General features: G+C 74.9%; 14 protein-coding genes. 6 read left to right on the forward strand and 8 right to left on the reverse strand.

Annotated elements, in window-relative coordinates; all coding sequences use genetic code 11:
• Positions 1-26: 26 nt before the first annotated feature.
• Positions 27-449: a DUF350 domain-containing protein gene (locus tag OG295_RS01975; protein WP_266846087.1), complete on the reverse strand. Its 423-nt coding sequence runs from the start codon at positions 447-449 to the stop codon at positions 27-29.
• Between the two features lie 107 nt (positions 450-556).
• On the opposite strand from OG295_RS01975, the gene OG295_RS01980 reads away from it, so the two are divergent.
• Positions 557-2,449, forward strand: coding sequence for a GNAT family N-acetyltransferase (locus OG295_RS01980; protein ID WP_371675208.1), 1,893 nt, complete (start codon positions 557-559; stop codon positions 2,447-2,449).
• Here the strand turns inward: OG295_RS01980 and OG295_RS01985 are convergent.
• Positions 2,356-4,383, reverse strand: coding sequence for an AMP-binding protein (locus OG295_RS01985; RefSeq protein ID WP_371675209.1), 2,028 nt, complete (start codon positions 4,381-4,383; stop codon positions 2,356-2,358). The two genes, OG295_RS01980 and OG295_RS01985, sit on opposite strands and share 94 nt — an antisense overlap.
• Before the next feature lie 192 nt (positions 4,384-4,575).
• On the opposite strand from OG295_RS01985, the gene OG295_RS01990 reads away from it, so the two are divergent.
• Both OG295_RS01990 and OG295_RS01995 read left to right on the forward strand, forming a co-directional pair.
• A complete protein-coding gene (locus tag OG295_RS01990) occupies positions 4,576-6,495 on the forward strand; it encodes an ABC transporter ATP-binding protein (RefSeq protein WP_371675210.1) in 1,920 nt (639 codons plus the stop codon).
• Between the two features lie 61 nt (positions 6,496-6,556).
• Positions 6,557-6,934 (forward strand): VOC family protein, encoded by a 378-nt coding sequence (locus OG295_RS01995; RefSeq protein WP_371675211.1) that lies wholly within the window; start codon positions 6,557-6,559, stop codon positions 6,932-6,934.
• 415 nt (positions 6,935-7,349) lie between these two features.
• Here OG295_RS01995 and OG295_RS02000 read toward each other — a convergent pair whose 3' ends face one another.
• Together OG295_RS02000 and OG295_RS02005 are read right to left on the reverse strand one after the other, a co-directional pair.
• A complete protein-coding gene (locus tag OG295_RS02000) occupies positions 7,350-9,470 on the reverse strand; it encodes an AAA family ATPase (protein ID WP_371675212.1) in 2,121 nt (706 codons plus the stop codon).
• A 55-nt stretch (positions 9,471-9,525) separates the two neighbouring features.
• Complete coding sequence (locus OG295_RS02005) at positions 9,526-10,236, reverse strand: FadR/GntR family transcriptional regulator (protein WP_371675213.1); 711 nt, start codon at positions 10,234-10,236, stop codon at positions 9,526-9,528.
• Positions 10,237-10,358: 122 nt separating this feature from the next.
• Here OG295_RS02005 and OG295_RS02010 point away from each other — a divergent pair, with 122 nt between their 5' ends.
• Both OG295_RS02010 and OG295_RS02015 read left to right on the forward strand, forming a co-directional pair.
• A complete protein-coding gene (locus OG295_RS02010) occupies positions 10,359-10,892 on the forward strand; it encodes a gluconokinase (protein WP_371675214.1) in 534 nt (177 codons plus the stop codon).
• 74 nt (positions 10,893-10,966) lie between these two features.
• Positions 10,967-12,364 carry a gluconate:H+ symporter gene (locus tag OG295_RS02015; RefSeq protein WP_371675215.1) on the forward strand — a complete coding sequence of 466 codons (1,398 nt, stop codon included), beginning with the start codon at positions 10,967-10,969 and terminating at the stop codon, positions 12,362-12,364.
• On the opposite strand, the gene OG295_RS02020 is transcribed toward OG295_RS02015, so the two are convergent.
• From OG295_RS02020 to OG295_RS02035, 4 genes are all read right to left on the reverse strand, one after another.
• Positions 12,312-12,599, reverse strand: a complete 288-nt coding sequence (locus OG295_RS02020; protein ID WP_371675216.1) for a hypothetical protein — start codon at positions 12,597-12,599, stop codon at positions 12,312-12,314. The genes OG295_RS02015 and OG295_RS02020 overlap by 53 nt on opposite strands.
• The gene (locus OG295_RS02025; protein WP_371675217.1) at positions 12,596-13,780 is read right to left on the reverse strand and encodes a hypothetical protein; all 1,185 of its coding nucleotides are present in this window, start codon (positions 13,778-13,780) and stop codon (positions 12,596-12,598) included. Before OG295_RS02025 ends, OG295_RS02020 begins: the two co-directional genes overlap by 4 nt.
• Before the next feature lie 142 nt (positions 13,781-13,922).
• A complete protein-coding gene (locus OG295_RS02030) occupies positions 13,923-14,438 on the reverse strand; it encodes a protein phosphatase (RefSeq protein ID WP_371675218.1) in 516 nt (171 codons plus the stop codon).
• A gap of 25 nt (positions 14,439-14,463) precedes the next feature.
• Complete coding sequence (locus OG295_RS02035) at positions 14,464-15,228, reverse strand: hypothetical protein (protein WP_371675219.1); 765 nt, start codon at positions 15,226-15,228, stop codon at positions 14,464-14,466.
• Positions 15,229-15,531: 303 nt separating this feature from the next.
• Between OG295_RS02035 and OG295_RS02040 the strand changes: the two genes are divergently transcribed.
• Entirely contained in the window at positions 15,532-16,959 is a 1,428-nt protein-coding gene (locus OG295_RS02040; RefSeq protein ID WP_371675220.1) for a hypothetical protein, read from the forward strand.
• Positions 16,960-17,008 lie beyond the last annotated feature (49 nt).

The following is a 17,008-nucleotide window of genomic DNA, read 5'->3' on the forward strand; positions in this document are numbered from 1 at the left end:
GCGCTCTCGTCGTCCCGTACGGGTCGTCAGGCGATGGACGCCGCCACGATCGCGGCGACGGCGAGGTTGCAGGAGGCCGTGACCCAGACGGCCGGGTGCGGCTCCGGGTCCACGACGATGGCGCCGAGCTTGCCCGGGGTCACCAGGTCCAGCACCAGGAAGGCCACGGCCATCAGGACCAGGCCCAGCAGTCCGAAGGCCGCGGTGGACAGCAGGCCCTTGCCGAAGTCGTCGTACGTCGTCCAGATCGAGGTGAAGACGATGCCGCCGATGCCCAGCAGCGCGGAGCTGAGCAGGAGGGCCGCGTTGCGGTTGCGCTCCTCCCAGATCTGCTTCGGGAGCTTCCCGGGCGTCAGCACGTCCACCAGGACGATGCCGAGGATCAGCAGGACCAGCCCGAGGGCGCCGTAGGCGCTCGTGCGGCCGAGTCCGTTGACGATGTCGCTCATGGAGAAGCCTGTCTGGGCGTGGGTGGGATAGGGATGTGCCGAGCACGTGCCGTGGGGAGGCCGAATGTATCGCACGGCCCCGCCCCGGACCATGGGGAGGTCAGGAAATGGCAAAGGTCAGGGCCGCGCGGGACGGGGAGGCGGCGGCGCTGAGCGCACTGGTCATGCGGTCCAAGGCGTACTGGGGCTACGACGCGGGGTTCCTCGCCGCGTGCGCCCCGGAACTGGCCGTCCGCGAGGGCGAACTCGCCGACCGGCGGATCGCGGTGGCCGAGAGCGGCGCCGGGCGCGTGCTGGGCGTCGCCTCGCTGGAGGCCCTGGACGGGGAAATGGCGCGGCTCGGGCTGCTGTTCGTGGAGCCGTCGGCCATCGGCCGGGGCGTCGGGCGGCTGTTGTACCGGGACGTCCTCGGCCGGGCCGCCGAGCTGGGCGTGCGCCGTCTGCTGATCGACTCCGATCCGCACGCGGCGGGCTTCTACCGAGCGATGGGCGCGGTGGCCGCGGCCGGGTCGCCGCCGGGGCTGGTGCGCTTCGAGGTGGCTCCGACGGTGCTCGCCGCCTGGGCGCGGGCCTGGACGGGCGGGGTCCCGGCGGTGCACGTGGGCAACGTGGCGGAGTTCAACGCCCAGTTCGCCGACGCCTCGGTGGACCGGGAGCCGCTGGCCGCGCACGACTACGCCTGCCTCGCCGCGTTCTACAGCCCGTACCCGGCCGCCCTGGTGCTGCCGCGGGCCGTGCCGCCGGGATGGATCCGGCTGGTGGGACGGCAGTTGGGCTGGGGCCCCGAGGTGGAGGTCCACGACGGGCTGGCCGAGCGGGAGGCGGGCCTGTCGGACGCCGTGCGGTCCCGACCGGAGCTGGCCCGCCGGGTGACGGGGCGCGGGCTGCCCCTCGTACCGTGGGGCCGGACGGAGCCGTACGGGCGGCTCGCCGGGCTGCCGTGGCGGCCGCGGGAGCTGCGCTACGAGTCGAAGTCGGCGGCGCACGCCCTGTTCGCCCGGATCCTGGAGGGCGGCGGGCACCCGGGGATCACGCTGCCCGCGCAGTGGCGGGCGGCGAACCGGTGGGCGGCCGTACGGACGGTGGCGTCGCGGGCGCGGGCGGGGCTGGGCACGGTGCTCAAGTCGGAGCACGGCGTCGGGGGTTCGGGCACCAGGGTGCTGACGCCCGCGCTGGTCCGGGCGGCGGGCGGGCCGCGGGCGGCCCTGCGCGGGCTGCCGCGCGGGCCGCTGCTGGTGGAGGAGTACGTGGAGGCCCCCGCGCGGGGCCCGCGGGACCTGACGTACGACGGGTTCGTGGACGGTGGGGGCCGCCCGCACGAGGTCGGGGCGGCGGTGATGGAGGTGTGCGACGGGGCGTACCGGGGCGCGACGGTGGGTCCCGCGGTGGTGCCCGCCGCCCTGGAGGAGCCGCTGCGGGCCTTCGGGGCGGCGGTGGGGCGGGAGCTGGCGGCCTCGGGCTACCGGGGCTGGTTCGACGTGGACTTCGTGGTCGACGCGGTGGGGCGGCCGGCGCCGACCGAGGCCAACCTGAGGCTCACCGGCCCTTCGGTGGCCTTCATGGTGGCGGCCCGGCTGGACGTGCTGCGGGGCGCGGGGCACCTCGTACGGATCGTCGACCGGGTGGAGCTGGGCGCGCGGCTGCCGGAGGGGCAGGTGGAGCTGCTCTGCGCGGACCTCGCGCAGGCCTGCGCCGGGTCGGGGGCGGTGTTCGTGCCGGCCATCGTGACCGGGGCCTTCGATCCGGCGCCCTGGATCGGGGTGCTGCTGGCCGCGCGCGACGGCGGGGCGCTGGACGCGGCCGAGGCGCTGGTGCGGGCGGGGGCCCTCGCGGTCGGGGCGGGGTTCGCGGACTTCTCCGACGCGGCGGACCGGGCCGTCGCCCGGCCCGGCCGTCATCCGTCCGGTCAGTCCTCGAAGTCGAAGGGCGAGCGCGGCCTGCGGAGCAGGTGGCAGGCCACGATCAGGCCCGCGATCATCAGCGGGACGTTGAAGGTGTAGACGAGGGCGGCCTGGCGCGGCCAGTCGTGTTTGGCCGCCAGCCGGTAGAGGTTGTCCTGCGGCCACCAGGCGAGCAGCAGGTAGGACGCCGACAGGTGGGCCGCGGTGGTCAGCGCCCGTCCCCGGCCCTGGCGGAGCATCCGCTCGCGGCCGCCGAACAGGAACAGCACGCCGGCCGCGAAGGCGGCGCTCTCGCACACGTAGAGGACGAAGAAGAGGAACGACCACGGGGCCGGCACCCCCGTGAGGTCGGTGGATCCGGGCCACAGCACCGAGGTGAGCAGCATGGCCGCCCCGGTCAGCGGCAGGGCGAGGCAGCCCGCGGCGCAGCCGGCCGACATCGTCTCCGCCCCGGCGGAGCCCGACTTGCCGCTGCTCGCGGAACCGGGCGCGGACGGGGCCACCCGCGGGCGGTCCTTGGCGGGCAACGGCACCGCCGCCCGGTCCTCCTGACCGGCCCGGGTACGGGGCAGGGCGCGCAGCCGGACCAGCCGGGCCGGCGTTTCGGCGGGGCTCGTCGTCCGCTCCAGGTGCACGGTCAGGGTCTCCGGGCCGACCTGGTCCGCACCCCGGAGCCACAGGGGGTCGCCGGGGGGCGGGGCCACGTAGGCGACGAGCCGTACGCGGGTCCCCGAGGTCACCCGGGCCACGACGGCGGCGCCGAAGGCGGGGTGGGTGCGGATCCGGGACTCGACGGTGTGCGGGTCGAGGCGGCCGCCGTGGTCCAGGGTGATCCGGTCCCGCAGCCGCCCGCCGAACTCCAGGAGCCCGTCGGGGCGCAGGACGGCGAGGTCGCCGGTCGCGACGGTGTCGCCGCCGGGCGGGGTGAGGAGGAGCTCCCCGTCGCGCAGGTCCGCGCGGAAGCCCGGGAAGGGCGTGCCGAGGAGGGCGATCCGCTCGGGGGTGTCCAGCGGGGCGGGCAGCTGAGGGAGTTCGAAGGAGGTCCCGGCGCCGGCGGTCTCGGTCGGGCCGTAGACGTTGAGGACGCGGGCGCCGGGGCGCAACCGGTCCTGGAGGGCGGCCTGTTCGTCGAGGTAGAGCCGGTCCCCCGTGATGGTGAGCAGCCGCACGTCGGCGAAGGCGGGGTCGGGTTCGCGGCGGGGCCGGGGGACGGAGAGCGGGGCGGGCCGGTCGTCGCGGACCATGAGCTCCACGGCGGTCGCCGGGTCGGTGTGCAGGACGCTGACGCGCCGTTCCCGGACGGCGTCGAGGACGTCGTGGGCCCCGCGCCCGGCGCCCTCGGGCAGGACGAGGGCGCCTCCGGAGCACAGGGGGCGGGTCCAGCCGGCGGCGAAGGCGGTGATGTCGGGGCCGCCGGTGAACAGGTGGCGGTCGCGTGGGGTGAGCCGGGCGGCCTCGGCCCAGCTGTCGTGGGCGGCGAGGAGCAGCTCGTGGCCGACGCGGACCGGGCGGGGCCGGGCCGTGCCGGTGAACAGGATCGCGGCGTCGCGGTCCTCGGCGGTGCGGACGGGCGCGGTGGCGGGTCGCGCGGCGATCCGGGCCGCCTCCTCGTCGAGGGCGACGGTCCGCCGCCCCTCGGACAGGCCGAGGCCGGGCGCCCGGCGGTCGGTGCCGGTGTCGGTGAGCAGGAGGTACGGGGGCAGGGCGGCGAGCATGCCGCGGGCGGTGCGCGGGTCGTCCTCGGCGACGACGGTGTAGGTGCCGCCCGCTTTGAGGGTGGCGAGGAGGCAGACGGGGAGTGCGGGCCGGGCACCCACGGCGATGGCCACGAGGCCGCCCGCGGGCAGGGCCCCGTCCAGCAGGTGGTGGGCCAGCCGGTTTGCCCGCGCGTCGAGTTCGCCGTAGGAGAGTTCCTCCGGGCCGTGGAGGACGGCGGGGGCGTCGGGAGCCTCGCGGGCAAATTCCTCGAAGCGCCGCAGGACGGTGTCCGCGGTGGGTCGGTACGGGCGGGCGGGCGGTGATGCCTGCGTCATCACCCGATGATGCCACCGGTGGGCGGCCGGGTGCGAGGGTTGCGAACATCCTTGGTCCGGGCTTGAGTTGGCACACCGGCCAGGGCTTTCGGACCGGTTGCCCCGCCGGGGCTTCCGGGACCGGTTGCCCCGCGTCGGCTTCCTGACCGGTTCCTTGACCTGGAGTCCGGTTGAGGTTCTAGCGTGGCGCACATGGACATGGAAGTCACCGCCTGGCATTCGCTGCACAGCGCGATCAACGCCCAACAGGACAAGCGCCCCCTCTCCCGTGCGAGCCTGCGCCGGATCGCCGTCTTCGCCCGCCCGCACCGGCGCGGGCTGGCCTTCTTCCTGCTGCTCAGCGTGGTGGGCGCGCTCCTCGCCGTGGCCACTCCGCTGCTGGCCAGCCGGATCGTGGACGCGATCGTGCGGGGCGGCGACAGCACGGCCGTCACCCGGCTCGCCCTGCTCATCGCGGTGATCGCGGTCGCCGAGGCCGGGCTCGGGCTGCTGACCCGCAAGCTGTCGGCCACCCTCGGCGAGGGCCTGATCCTCGATCTGCGGACGGCGGTCTTCGACCACGTCCAGCGGATGCCGGTGGCCTTCTTCACCCGGACCCGGACGGGCGCGCTGGTCAGCCGCCTGAACAACGACGTGATCGGGGCCCAGCGGGCGTTCAGCAACACCCTTTCCGGGGTGGTCTCCAACACGGTGACGCTGCTGCTGACGCTGGGGGTGATGCTCACCATCTCCTGGCAGATCACCCTGCTGGCCCTGGTGCTGCTCCCGGTGTTCGTGCTGCCGGCCCGGCGGATGGGTGCCCGGATGGCGGCGATGCAGCGCGAGGCCTCGACGCTGAACGCCGCGATGGGCACGCAGATGACGGAACGCTTCTCCGCCCCGGGCGCCACCCTGGTCAAGCTGTTCGGGCGGCCCGCCGACGAGTCCGCCGAGTTCGCGGCGCGCGCGGCCCGGGTGCGGGACATCGGGATCCGTACGGCGATGGCCCAGTCGGCGTTCATCACCGCGCTCACCCTGGTCTCCGCGCTCGCCCTCGCCCTGGTCTACGGCCTCGGCGGACACTTCGCCCTGCGCGGCACCCTGGAGGCCGGTTCCGTCGTCGCGCTCGCCCTGCTGCTGACCCGGCTGTACGCGCCCCTGACCGCGCTGGCCGGGGCCCGCGTGGAGGTGATGAGCGCCATGGTCAGCTTCGAGCGGGTCTTCGAGGTCCTCGATCTGAAGCCGCTGATCGACCAGAAGCCGGACGCCGGCCGGGTGCCCGACGGGCCGGTGGCGGTGGAGTTCGACCGCGTGTCCTTCGCCTACCCCTCCCCCGACAAGGTCTCCCTGGCTTCCCTGGAGGAGGTGGCCACCCTGGACGCGCGGGGCGGCGCCCGGGTACTGCACGAGGTGTCCTTCCGCGCCGAGCCCGGCCGGATGATCGCCCTCGTCGGCTCGTCCGGCGCCGGGAAGTCGACGATCGCCCAGCTGCTGCCCCGCCTGTACGACGCCGACGCGGGCGCGGTCCGTCTGGGCGGGGTCGACGTACGGGACCTGACGGCCGACTCCATCCGCGAGACGCTCGGCATGGTCACCCAGGACGGGCACCTCTTCCACGAGTCGGTACGGGCCAACCTGCTGCTGGCCCGGCCGACGGCCACCGAGGAGGAGATCTGGGAGGCCCTGCGCCGCTCCCGCCTGGACGGGCTCGTCGCCTCCCTCCCGGACGGCCTGGACACCGTCGTCGGGGAGCGCGGCTACCGGCTGTCGGGCGGCGAACGGCAGCGGCTGACCATCGCCCGGCTGCTGCTGGCCCGGCAGCGGGTGGTCATCCTCGACGAGGCCACCGCCCACCTGGACTCCACCTCCGAGGCGGCGGTCCAGGAGGCCCTCGCCGAGGCGCTGGCCGGCCGGACCGCCGTGGTGATCGCGCACCGGCTGTCGACGGTGCAGGCGGCCGATCTGATCCTCGTCGTCGAGGAGGGCCGGATCGTGGAACGCGGAACGCACGAGGAGCTGCTGGCGTCCCGCGGCCGGTACGAGGAGCTGCACCGCACGCAGTTCGCCGCGCGCGAAACGGAAGGCCCCCGCCCGGCCCAGGCGGGCGGCACGGCGGCGGCCCCGGGCGCATGATGCCGGAGGGCCCGCGCGCCGCCTCGGCGCCGGGCCGGTCCGCTACCGAGGGGAGCCCGTCATGGACGTCAAGCTCGAACTGGTCGCCGTCCCGGTCACCGATGTCGACCGGGCCAAGGCCTTCTACGAACGGATCGGCTTCCACGCCGACCACGACGTCACCGTCAGCGAGGAGATCCGCTTCGTCCAGCTGACCCCGGCCGGGTCGGCCTGCTCCATCGCCATCGGCAAGGGGCTCACCCGGATGGTCCCGGGGTCCCTGGACAACATGCAGGTGGTCGTCGCCGACATCGAGGAGGCCTACGCGGACCTGCGCGGCCGGGGCGTGGAGGTGACGGAGATCCAGGACATGCCGTGGGGCTCCTTCGTGTACTTCTCCGATCCGGACGGCAACGGGTGGGCCGTGCAGCAGACCACCCCGCGGCCGGCGGCCGGCTGAGGAACCCGCGATCGATCCGGTCACCGGGTACCGGTACTGCCCCGGCGGCCGGGAGGGCCGGGCGGCCGGGAGGGCCGGGCGGCCGGGAGGGCCGGGCGGCCGGGAGGGCCGGGCGGCCGGGAGGGCCGGGCGGCCGGGAGGGCCGGGCGGCCGAGGTCACCCCGGTGGCGGGGGCACCCGGCACTCCCCTGACCGTCCGCCACCCGGGCGGTTCGCGCGAGGTGCCGGTGGCCGACGGGCCCTGCCCCGCCTCCCGGGACGTGCTCGGCGCTCTGGAGGCCCGCCGTGTGCGGGGGGCGGGCCGCGCCGGTACGGGTCGGCTTCGACCCGGCGGTGCCGACGGGGGCCCGGAGGCCGGTGCGGGGCCGGACGTCCCGCTGGAGATCCCTGCCGGGCCCCGGCCAGCGGGTCGCGGTCAGCCGGGGTGGGGGCGGCCGCGCTGGGCCTGTCCGTGGCGGACCCCCTCCGCGAAGGCCGCCTCGTATCCCGCGTCCCCGAGGGCCGCGCGGGCCGTGCGCTCGAACTCCTCCCGTACGGACCGCAGTTCCGGCGTGCCGCGTTGCGGGTGGCCGACCGCCTGCCAGTAGGCGTGGCCGGCGCCGTAGGCGTGAGCGCCGCCCGCCCCGTCGCCGTCGGCGGCCCGGGCGGCGGCCAGCAGGTCGAGGCCGAGGGCGGTGCCGAAACTGTCGCCGAGTTCCCGCTTGCTCTCCAGCATCGCCCGTGCGTGCTCGGCGGACTCCGCGGGGCGGCCCTCGAACAGGCGGATCAGCGCCAGCTGGTAGTCGGCGTAGGCCCGCGTCCAGTACTCCTGCCGCGCCACGCACCCCGCCCGCAGCCGCTCGGCCTCCTCCCGGGCGTCGGTGAAGAGCCCGGTGCCGGTCAGGGCGAACACCCGCACGAGAGTGCAGCGCAGCCGGGGACCGGAGTCGAAGGGCGTGCCGGGGAAGGCCTCCAGGGCGTTGTCGGCCACGATCCGGGCGGCCAGCGGGCGGCCCGCCAGGAGGTGGCTGACGCCCAGCAGATAGGCGGCGTCGAGGGCCGGGCCCGGTCCCGCGTCGGGCCGGGCGGCCAGGGACTCGCAGGCCACCGCGATCCGGTGCGCCTCCGCGTGCTCCCCCTGGAGGAGCAGGGTCACGCCGAGGGCCCACAGGGCGCGCACCCGGCCGGCGGTGTCCACGTCCTCGGGGCGGGCGGCGGACAGGGCCCGTTCCAGGTACGAGCGGGCCACGTGCAGGCACCCGCAGCAGGCCCAGAAGAAGCCGACGCGGCCAACCAGTTCGAGGGCGGCCGCAGGCTCGGTGGCGAGCAGGTGGTCGAGGGCCGCGCAGATGTCCCCGTACGCGGCGGCGACCCTGCGGTAGGCGCCGCGCTGCCCGGGGCCCGGCCAGTCCGCGTCCGCGGTGCGCACCAGTTCCAGGAAGTGGGCCGCGTGCCGGGCGCGCAGGGCGTCCCGTTCGCCGAGGGCGTCGCACCACATGGCCCCGTACTCGCGGATCGTGTCGAGCATGCGGTGGCCGTCGCCGTCCGGGCCGCGGCGGACGACGGACTTGGCGACGAGCGAGGCGAGGAGCGGCGCCACGTCCCCGCCGTCGAACGGGGGTGCGGAGCACACGGCGCGGGCGGCGGCCCCGTCGAAGGTGCCGCCGAAGACGGAGAGCCGCAGCCACAGGAGGCGTTCGGCGGGGGTGCACCACTCGTGGCTCCAGCCGATGGCGGTGCGCAGCGCCCGGTGGCGGGGCGGCCGGGCCCCTCCGCCGCCCGGCAGCGGGCCGATCCTGCGGGAGAGCCGGTCGGCGAGCTCCTCGACAGTGTGGTCCGTCAACTGGGCGGCGGCGAGTTCCAGCGCGAGGGGGACCCCTTCGAGGCGGGCGCAGATCGCGCGGGCGGCGGCCAGCCGGGGCGGGGTCCACGCGGGTGCCCGCCCGGGGCGCACGGCGTCCGCCCGCGCGGTGAAGAGGGCGAGGGCCTCTCCCGCGGGCTCCTCGTGCGGCAGCGGTCCGACCGGCAGGACGTGTTCGCCGGTCAGGGCGAGGGGCTCTCGGCTGGTCAGCAGCACGACGAGGTGCGGGGCGGCGTCCAGCAGGTCCCGTACGAGGATCCGCAGGGGCCCGATGAGGTGTTCGCAGCAGTCCAGTACGAGGAGCAGCCGGCGCGGGCGGATCCACGCGCGCACCGCTTCGGCGAGGGTGCGCGGGGTGTGGTCGGCGAGGTCGAGCGCGTCCGCGACGGCGTCCAGGAGCAGCCGGTCACCGGGCAGCGGGGCGAGGTCGGCCCAGTGGACCCCGTCGGGGAAGCGCGTTCCGGGCGCGACGGGGCCTGCCGGTCCGACGGGGCCCGCGGATCCGGCGGGCGCGGCTCGGGCGGCGGCGGCCGGGTCCAGGGCCTCGCGGGCCAGCCGGGTCTTGCCGACGCCCGCGGGCCCGGTCAGCGTGACCAGCCGCCGCTCCGTCAGGGCCGCCCGCAACGCGGCGAGCTCGGCCTCCCGCCCCACGAAGGAGGCGGGTCCGCCGTCGTTTCCCTCGGCATGTCCGCGCACGCGCCCAGTGTGGCGTACCCGCGGGGTCCTCCGTACGGGGTGGACCAGGGCCGTCCTAGGGTGCGAGGACGTCCAGTTCCTCCAGGGCGCCGAGGGCGATCTGCCGGGTCAGGGCCTCGGCCGCGGCGGCGTCCCCTTCCCGTACGGCCTCGGCGACCCGGACGTGGAGGGTGACGGCGGCCGGGTCGGGGTCGGGGAACATCACGGAGTGCTGGGTGCGGCCGGTGAGCACCTCGGCGACGACGTCGCCCAAGCGGGCGAACATCTCGTTGCCGGAGGCGTTCAGCACGACGCGGTGGAAGGCGACGTCGTGGTGGAGGTAGCCCTCCAGCTGGTGGCCGCGCGAGGTGCGGACCATGCCGAGGGCCGCTTCGGTGAGGCGGGCGCACTGCTCCGGGGTGGCGCGGAGGGCTGCGAGGCCGGCAGCGACGGGTTCGACCGCCGAACGCAGGACGGTCAGGGAGCGCAGCTGGCGGGGGCGGTCGGTACCGGCGAGGCGCCAGCGGATGACGCGCGGGTCGTAGACGTTCCACTCCTCGGCGGGGCGGACGGTGACGCCGACGCGGCGGCGGGATTCGACGAGCTGCATCGACTCCAGGACGCGCACCACCTCGCGCACGACGGTGCGGGAGGCGTCGAAGCGCGTGGCGATCGCGTCCGTGCGCAGCACGCTGCCGGGCGGGTACTCCCCCGCCGTGATCGCCAGGCCGAGGGTGTCCAGTACCTGGGTGTGGAGTCCTGGGACCGGACTGCCTTCGGTGGTCATGGCGTAAGCGTACGGTGACGCCAGGGCGGACCAAAGGTGTGATGTTTGCCGCCGAACTCTTGAATAAGTACTACTTAATAAGGTTCAGTGGTGCCCTCCCGGGCCTCCCCCGTCCCGGGCCGATGTCAACGAGGACAGCGAGGTACGGCGTGGGTTCCCAGCGCGTCATTGTGGTGATGGGCGTGACCGGCACGGGCAAGACGACCGTGGGCCGGCTGCTCGCGGAGGCCCTCGGCCTCCCCTACGCGGAGGGCGACGCCTTCCATCCGGCGGCCAACGTGGCGAAGATGTCCGCCGGCATCCCGCTGGACGACGAGGACCGCAGGCCCTGGCTGGACGCCGTCGGCGAGTGGATCCACGACCGGGCCGGGCACGGCGGCGGCGTGGTGGCCGCCTCCTGCCTCAAGCGCGCCTACCGCGACCGGCTGCGCGCCACCACACCCGGGACCGTGTTCGTCCACCTCACCGGGGAACGGGCGCTGATCGAGGGGCGGATGCGCTCGCGCACGGGCCACTTCATGCCCGCCACGCTGCTCGACTCCCAGTTCGCCACGCTCGAACCGCTCGGGGCGGACGAGCCGGGGGTCGCCGTCGACGTCGCCGGCACCCCCGAGGAGATCACCGCACGGGCACTGGCGGCCCTGCGCCACCTCTAGCGCCTCCCCTTCTCGCGCCTCCCTTTCTCTCTCCCCCCCACCACCCACACCTCCACAGAGTGAGGAACCCCACCGTGACCGGTCTCAGCGTCGAGACACTGGCGGCGGCCGCCCCCGAGCCCATAACCTCGGCCGGAAACGCCCAGTTGGGCATGGCCGTCCTGCTGGGCATAGCCGTCATCGTCCTGCTCATCACCCGCCTCAAGATGCACGCGTTCCTGGCCCTGACGGTCGGTTCGCTGGCCCTCGGCTCCTTCGCGGGCGCTCCGCTGAACAAGACGATCGCCAGTTTCACCGCCGGCCTCGGCGCCACGGTCGCGGGCGTCGGCGTCCTGATCGCGCTCGGCGCGATCCTCGGGAAGCTCCTCGCGGACTCCGGCGGCGCGGACGAGATCGTCGACACGATCCTGGCCCGCGCCAAGGGCCGGTCGATGCCCTGGGCCATGGTGCTGATCGCCTCGGTGATCGGCCTGCCGCTCTTCTTCGAGGTCGGCATCGTGCTGCTGATCCCGGTGGTGCTGCTGGTCGCCAAGCGGGGCAACCACTCACTGATGCGCATCGGCATCCCGGCCCTGGCCGGCCTGTCGGTCATGCACGGCCTGATCCCGCCGCACCCGGGCCCGCTGGTCGCCGTCGACGCCCTGCACGCGAACCTGGGCGTCACCCTCGCCCTCGGCGTGCTCGTCGCCGTCCCGACGGTGATCATCGCCGGACCGCTGTTCTCCCGGTACGCCGCCCGCTGGGTGGACGTACCGGCGCCTGAGCACATGGTCCCCGCGCGTCCCTCGGAAGGGGCGGCGCACCGGCCCCGGTTCGGGGCCACGGTCTTCACCGTGCTGCTGCCGGTGGTCCTGATGCTGGTCAAGGCCCTGGTCGACATCGTCGTCAACGACCCCGCCAACGCGGTGCAGAAGGTCACCGACGTCGCCGGATCCCCGCTGATCGCCCTTCTGTCGGCCGTACTGGTGGGAATGTTCACCCTCGGCCGGGCCGCCGGATTCACCCGGGAACGGATCTCCTCGACGGTGGAGAAGTCCCTCGCGCCGATCGCCGGCATCCTGCTGATCGTGGGCGCCGGCGGCGGGTTCAAGCAGACCCTCATCGACGCCGGCGTGGGTCAGATGATCCTGGACCTGTCGAAGAGCTGGTCCATCCCGGCCCTGTTGCTGGCCTGGCTGATCGCGGTGGCGATCCGGCTGGCCACCGGATCGGCCACGGTCGCCACCATCTCGGCGGCCGGTCTCGTGGCTCCCCTCGCGGCGGGCATGTCCACGACGGAGACCGCCCTGCTGGTCCTGGCCATCGGCTCCGGCTCGCTGTTCTTCAGCCACGTCAACGACGCCGGGTTCTGGCTGGTCAAGGAGTACTTCGGAATGAGCGTCGGGCAGACCCTCAAGACCTGGTCGGTGATGGAGACCATCATCTCGGTGGTCGGCCTCGGCTCCGTCCTGCTGCTGTCACTCGTGCTGTGAGCCCGCCGTGGACGCCGTCGAGCTGGGCCGCGGCGAGCGCGAAGCCGTCCGCGGCCCGGGCGCAGCGGTCCGCGAGGGCGGCGACCTCGGCGCGGAAGGCCTCGGCCTGGGGGCCCCGCCACTCCAGTGCCGCGGCGCCCGCCCGCAGCCGGTGGGCGTGGGAGCGCAGGGCCGCGCAGTGGCTGTGCAGACCGTCGGCGGGGGCGGACGGGGGCAGCCGGGGCACGTCGCTCACGGGTTCCTCCGGGAAGTCGTCGTACGCGGACGCTCCGCGTCGCCGAGCGGGAGCAGCCTGCTCCCGGTGACCCGGCCCTCGGCGGCGGACCCGGCCCCGCCGATGGCTCCCGCCGAGGCCAGCCGGTGGACGCGGGTGCGCGGGTCGAGGGGGGTGCGGGCGTCGGCCGGGGAGCCGACGGCGTACAGGTGCGTGATGCGGTAGACGGCGGTGAGGTCGCGGTCCCGGGCCAGGTCCATGGCGGTGACGGCGCCCAGCCGGTGTCCGACCAGGACCAGTTCGGCGCCGGAGGGGATCAGCCCCCGTACGGCGCGGACCACGTCCCGCACCCGCCACGCGTCCCGGTCGGCCAGCTGGAGCACGTGGCGGGGCCGGCCGCCGGGGCCGGTCACCCGCTGGACCAGCAGGGTGTCGGTCGCACCGAGCAGACCCGTGTTGCCGACGTACCCGGCCAGGGTGCCGCTGGTGTCGAGCGCCTCCAGCAGCCCGGCGCCGGAGCCGGGGCCGGGGCCGTCGTCCGTGCCGTCGCCGCGGGAGAAGAACGCACGCAGCGCGGCGCCCAGACCGAGGAGCGGTTCGGCGGTCACGGCCCGGCCGGTGGCCACCTGCCAGCCCGCGTGGTCGTTGAAGGGGTTCTCGTCGGTCAGGGCGTGCCACGCCAGGACGTCCGCGAAGGTCGGGGCCAGCAGGGTGAAGGCCTCCCCGGCGCCCCGCTCGCGCAGGAGGGTCCGGAACGCCCGGGCCGCCTCGTCCTGCCGCCCCTCCGCCACCGCCCTCAGGACCGCGGCGCAGTCGGGGTTCGCGAGCAGGTCGGGGCGGCCCAGCCCGGCGACGTGGATCCGCGCCTTGAGCCCGCAGACGGCGGTGGTCACGGCGAGGTTCTCGCGGCGGGCCAGGATCCCGGCGAACCAGCCGGCCCGTGCCACGCCCCGCCCGCGCGGGGCCCAGCCGAGGCCGGCCGGATCGGTGAGGGTGCGCAGCAGGGTCCGCCAGGCCCGGCGCGACCTGCCACCGCCGCATCCGGCGAGGGCGGCGGCCGGCAGGCGGGCGCCGAGGGCGAGCCCGGAGGCGTACCGGGCGGCCTCGCCCACGGCGTCGGCGGCCTCGGCTAGGTCCCGGCACAAGGCGTCGAGGGCCTCGACGTCCGGGTCGGTGGCCTGCGCGGTCACGGCGTCGGACATGGGCTCCTCGCGGGGGTGCGGCTGGGACGGCGGCGGCTGGGTGCCGGGCCTCCGTCCGGACCGCGGCAGGGGCCGGGAACCCGCGGACGGTGACTCCGGCATCACCGTACGTCGCCCCCTCCCGGCGCGCGCTCCGACTGCGCTACGGGAGTGGGTCCGGGCCGGCGAGCGGGTACGCGGCGTCCAGTCCCCTGTCGAGGTAGTCGGTGAAGACCTGGTTGTGCAGTGCCCAGGGGGAGCGCCTGCTCCGGATGAGGCCGACCGCCTCTTCGGCCGTCGCTCCCCGGCCGACCAGGCACTGGGCGACCACGAGGCCGGAGCGGTTGTACCCGTAGTAGCAGCGCACCAGCGTCCTGCGCCCCGCGTCCAGGGCCCGGCCCGCCGTGTCGGCCAGGCGCCGGACGGTGTCGAGCTGGGCGGCGTCGAGGGGCGCGTCGGGCATCTCCCCGACCAGGTGCTCGGCGGCCGGACCTGGGCCGTGGCCGGGCCGGGTGTAGAGGCTGATCACGAGGTCGAACTCGTCGGTGACGACGGCGGGGCGCAGCTCGCCGTCGGCGTCGGCGTAGACGTGGCCGCCCATCCACAGGCCGGGGGTGATCTCGTCCCAGGGGGTCGGGGGCCGGGGCGCATCGGGGTTCTTCCAGCGGCTCTTCGTCATCGTGGCCGGATCGTACAACAGCCTTTCATCCTAGGGGAGTTGCACTGAAGACCGCTTCGCGGAACGCGGTGCGCAACGCGGGGGCGGGGGTGGGCGCGGGGGCGGAGTGGGGCGCGGCTCCGGGCAGCAGGGCGGCCCAGCGGTCGTGCCGCGGGGAGACCCACAGCACCGGGCCGGTGGCGGCCGGCGGGTGGTGGGCCCACACTCCGGCGGGGGCGGGGTGCCAGAGCAGGCCGCGGGAGGGGGTGAGTTCGCCGGTGCGGATGCGCAGGGATTCCGCCGTCCAGGCCCGGCTGATGGGATGGTCGGCGGTGGACAGCAGGTGGCGCGGGAAGCGGACCAGGTCGGCGAGCGGCGCGTACAGGGTGCCGTCGGCGAAGCGGGTGCGGTCCATGCCCAGCGGCCGCCAGATACGGGCCGTGGCGCACTCGGCCAGCGGGGTGCCGGTGAGGTGTTCGGCGAGACGGGTGAGGGCGGCGAGGGCGGGCGGCCCCTCGCCGTGCGTGAGCAGGTGGTGGGCGGTGGCGGCGCCGGGCAGTCCCGCCGCGGCTCCCTCCCCGTACGCGGTCAGCGGGGTGTGCAGCGCGAGGTCCCCGGCGGCGACGAGGCTCCCGAGCACGGGCCACAGCGCCAGCACGGCCGCCAGTCCGCCGACGTCGAGGGAGGTGTCACCGTCGCCGGGCGAGCCCGCGTGGACGGAGTCCGCCGCGCCCGCCGCCCAGACGGCGTGCGGGTCGGCGCGGCGGACGAGGGCCTCGATGGGGCCCGCCTGCAAGCGGCGCGTCATCATGCCGGGCACGCTACGTCCCCCCGCCCGCCCTCCCGCGCACGTCGCGTCCCTGTCGCCCCCCGCCACCCGAATGCGGCGGGCGGGCGGCGACGGCCGGTGGGCGGCCAGGGGGTGTCTGACGGATGTCCGTGGGGAAGGAGCGGCGTCCGGTGCGTGCTCTCGGCGTGCCGACCGGAAGCCCGCGTACTGGACGTACTTGGGCTTTCGGTCGGTGCGGCGAGAGTGCGTGCCGGACGCCGCGACGCCGCGGAGATCCGTCAGACACCCCCTGGGCCGATGCCTGCCGTTGGGCATTCGCATTCCATGAGTCGTCCGCCTCTCCTGGTCTCTTCGTCCAGTCCTAGAAAGGCGGAAGGGATGGTTTGGATGCGCAAAATGATCAGGGCCGTGACCGTCGTGATGATGGTCGGCACGGTGGGGGCGTGCCAGGGCGGGGGTTCGGCCAACGGGTCCTACCGGCACACGCCTTCCAGGGAAGCGGAGACGAGTGCTGCCGTGCCTCGGCTGACGGTGCCTGACGGCTTCGACGTCGCCAAGGGATGGGCGTTACCGTCGGGCTCCCGTGTGAAGACGGCTGTGGCTCCCACCACCCAGCTGGTCATCATCTCGGCCAAGGAACCGAACGGGTACGTCCTGACGGCCAAGGACGCCCGCACGGGAGCGGTCCGGTGGTCCACCCAGCCGTGGTGGCCGTTCGAATCGGTCCGGGATGAGGCGCCTGAACCCCAGGTGGTCACCGTGGGCGGCAAGGACTATGCGACGATCTCGATCGCCGGACGACCCGGCGAGGACAGCGTGCACAAGGGTCAGCCGACGATCCAGACCGCGGTGTATCCGGCCGATGCCTCAGGCACCGGGGTTCGCCCGGCCCGCACGATGGACCTCCCCGTGAGTGCCATAGGACAGACCCGTCTGCCCTGGGTCTCAGGGACCCGGCTGATCTACCACGAGGAGGGTACGGGGAGTGCAACGGTGCTTCCCGTCTCGATGGACGTGGTCTCCGGGAAGGTCACCCGCTATACCCAGAGCATCTACGATGCCCCGGCCCCGAGTGTGTGCGGCAGCTGCCACCTCGGCGGGCACCAGCCGGGGCTGACACCCCAAGGCCCGCTCATCCAGGGAATGCAGGGACCCCAGACCACATCCTTTTGGGTACCCGGGGCCTGGTACGGGGCAGACAACATGCCGCCGGGGGCCTTCGCCGGATCGACGGCCGAGGACCTGCAGATCGTGGACGACCTGATCATCGCCGGCTGGCCGGCTGATGACGACACCGCCTTCACCAGTCGTCCCAACCGCGTCTGGGCCGTCCACGACGCGACAACGGGCAAGGTCAAGGCGTCGGTCACCTGTGCTACCGACAGCCCCGCAGGAACCAATGCGCGCGACCCCTTCCACCCGGCCGTGGACGCCGACCACCGTTACCTCGTCTACGGCCCGCTGGCCTTCGACCTCGCCGGAGGCCGGGGAACCTGCGCGATCGGCAGCTCCACCACCAAGGACGCCGCCTTCGTCTCCGTCGACCGCAACGGCACCGCCTACGGTCACACCACCACCCAGGGGGGTGAGCAGGCCCCCGTCACCCTGGCGATCGCTTCGGGAAATGTCACCGCCCTGCCTTCCGGCACCAAAATCCCGACCGTGCTCCTCAACGGGGCGGCGGTGTACATCGCGTCCGACGAGGATGACGACGAAGCCCCGTACAAGGTGGTGTCCTACCCGCGGCGCTGAATCCGCCGACGAGCCGCTGACGGTCTCCCGACACGGGCTCGAACGTCGA

It is taken from the genome of Streptomyces sp. NBC_01276 (assembly GCF_041435355.1).
Classification (GTDB): domain Bacteria; phylum Actinomycetota; class Actinomycetes; order Streptomycetales; family Streptomycetaceae; genus Streptomyces.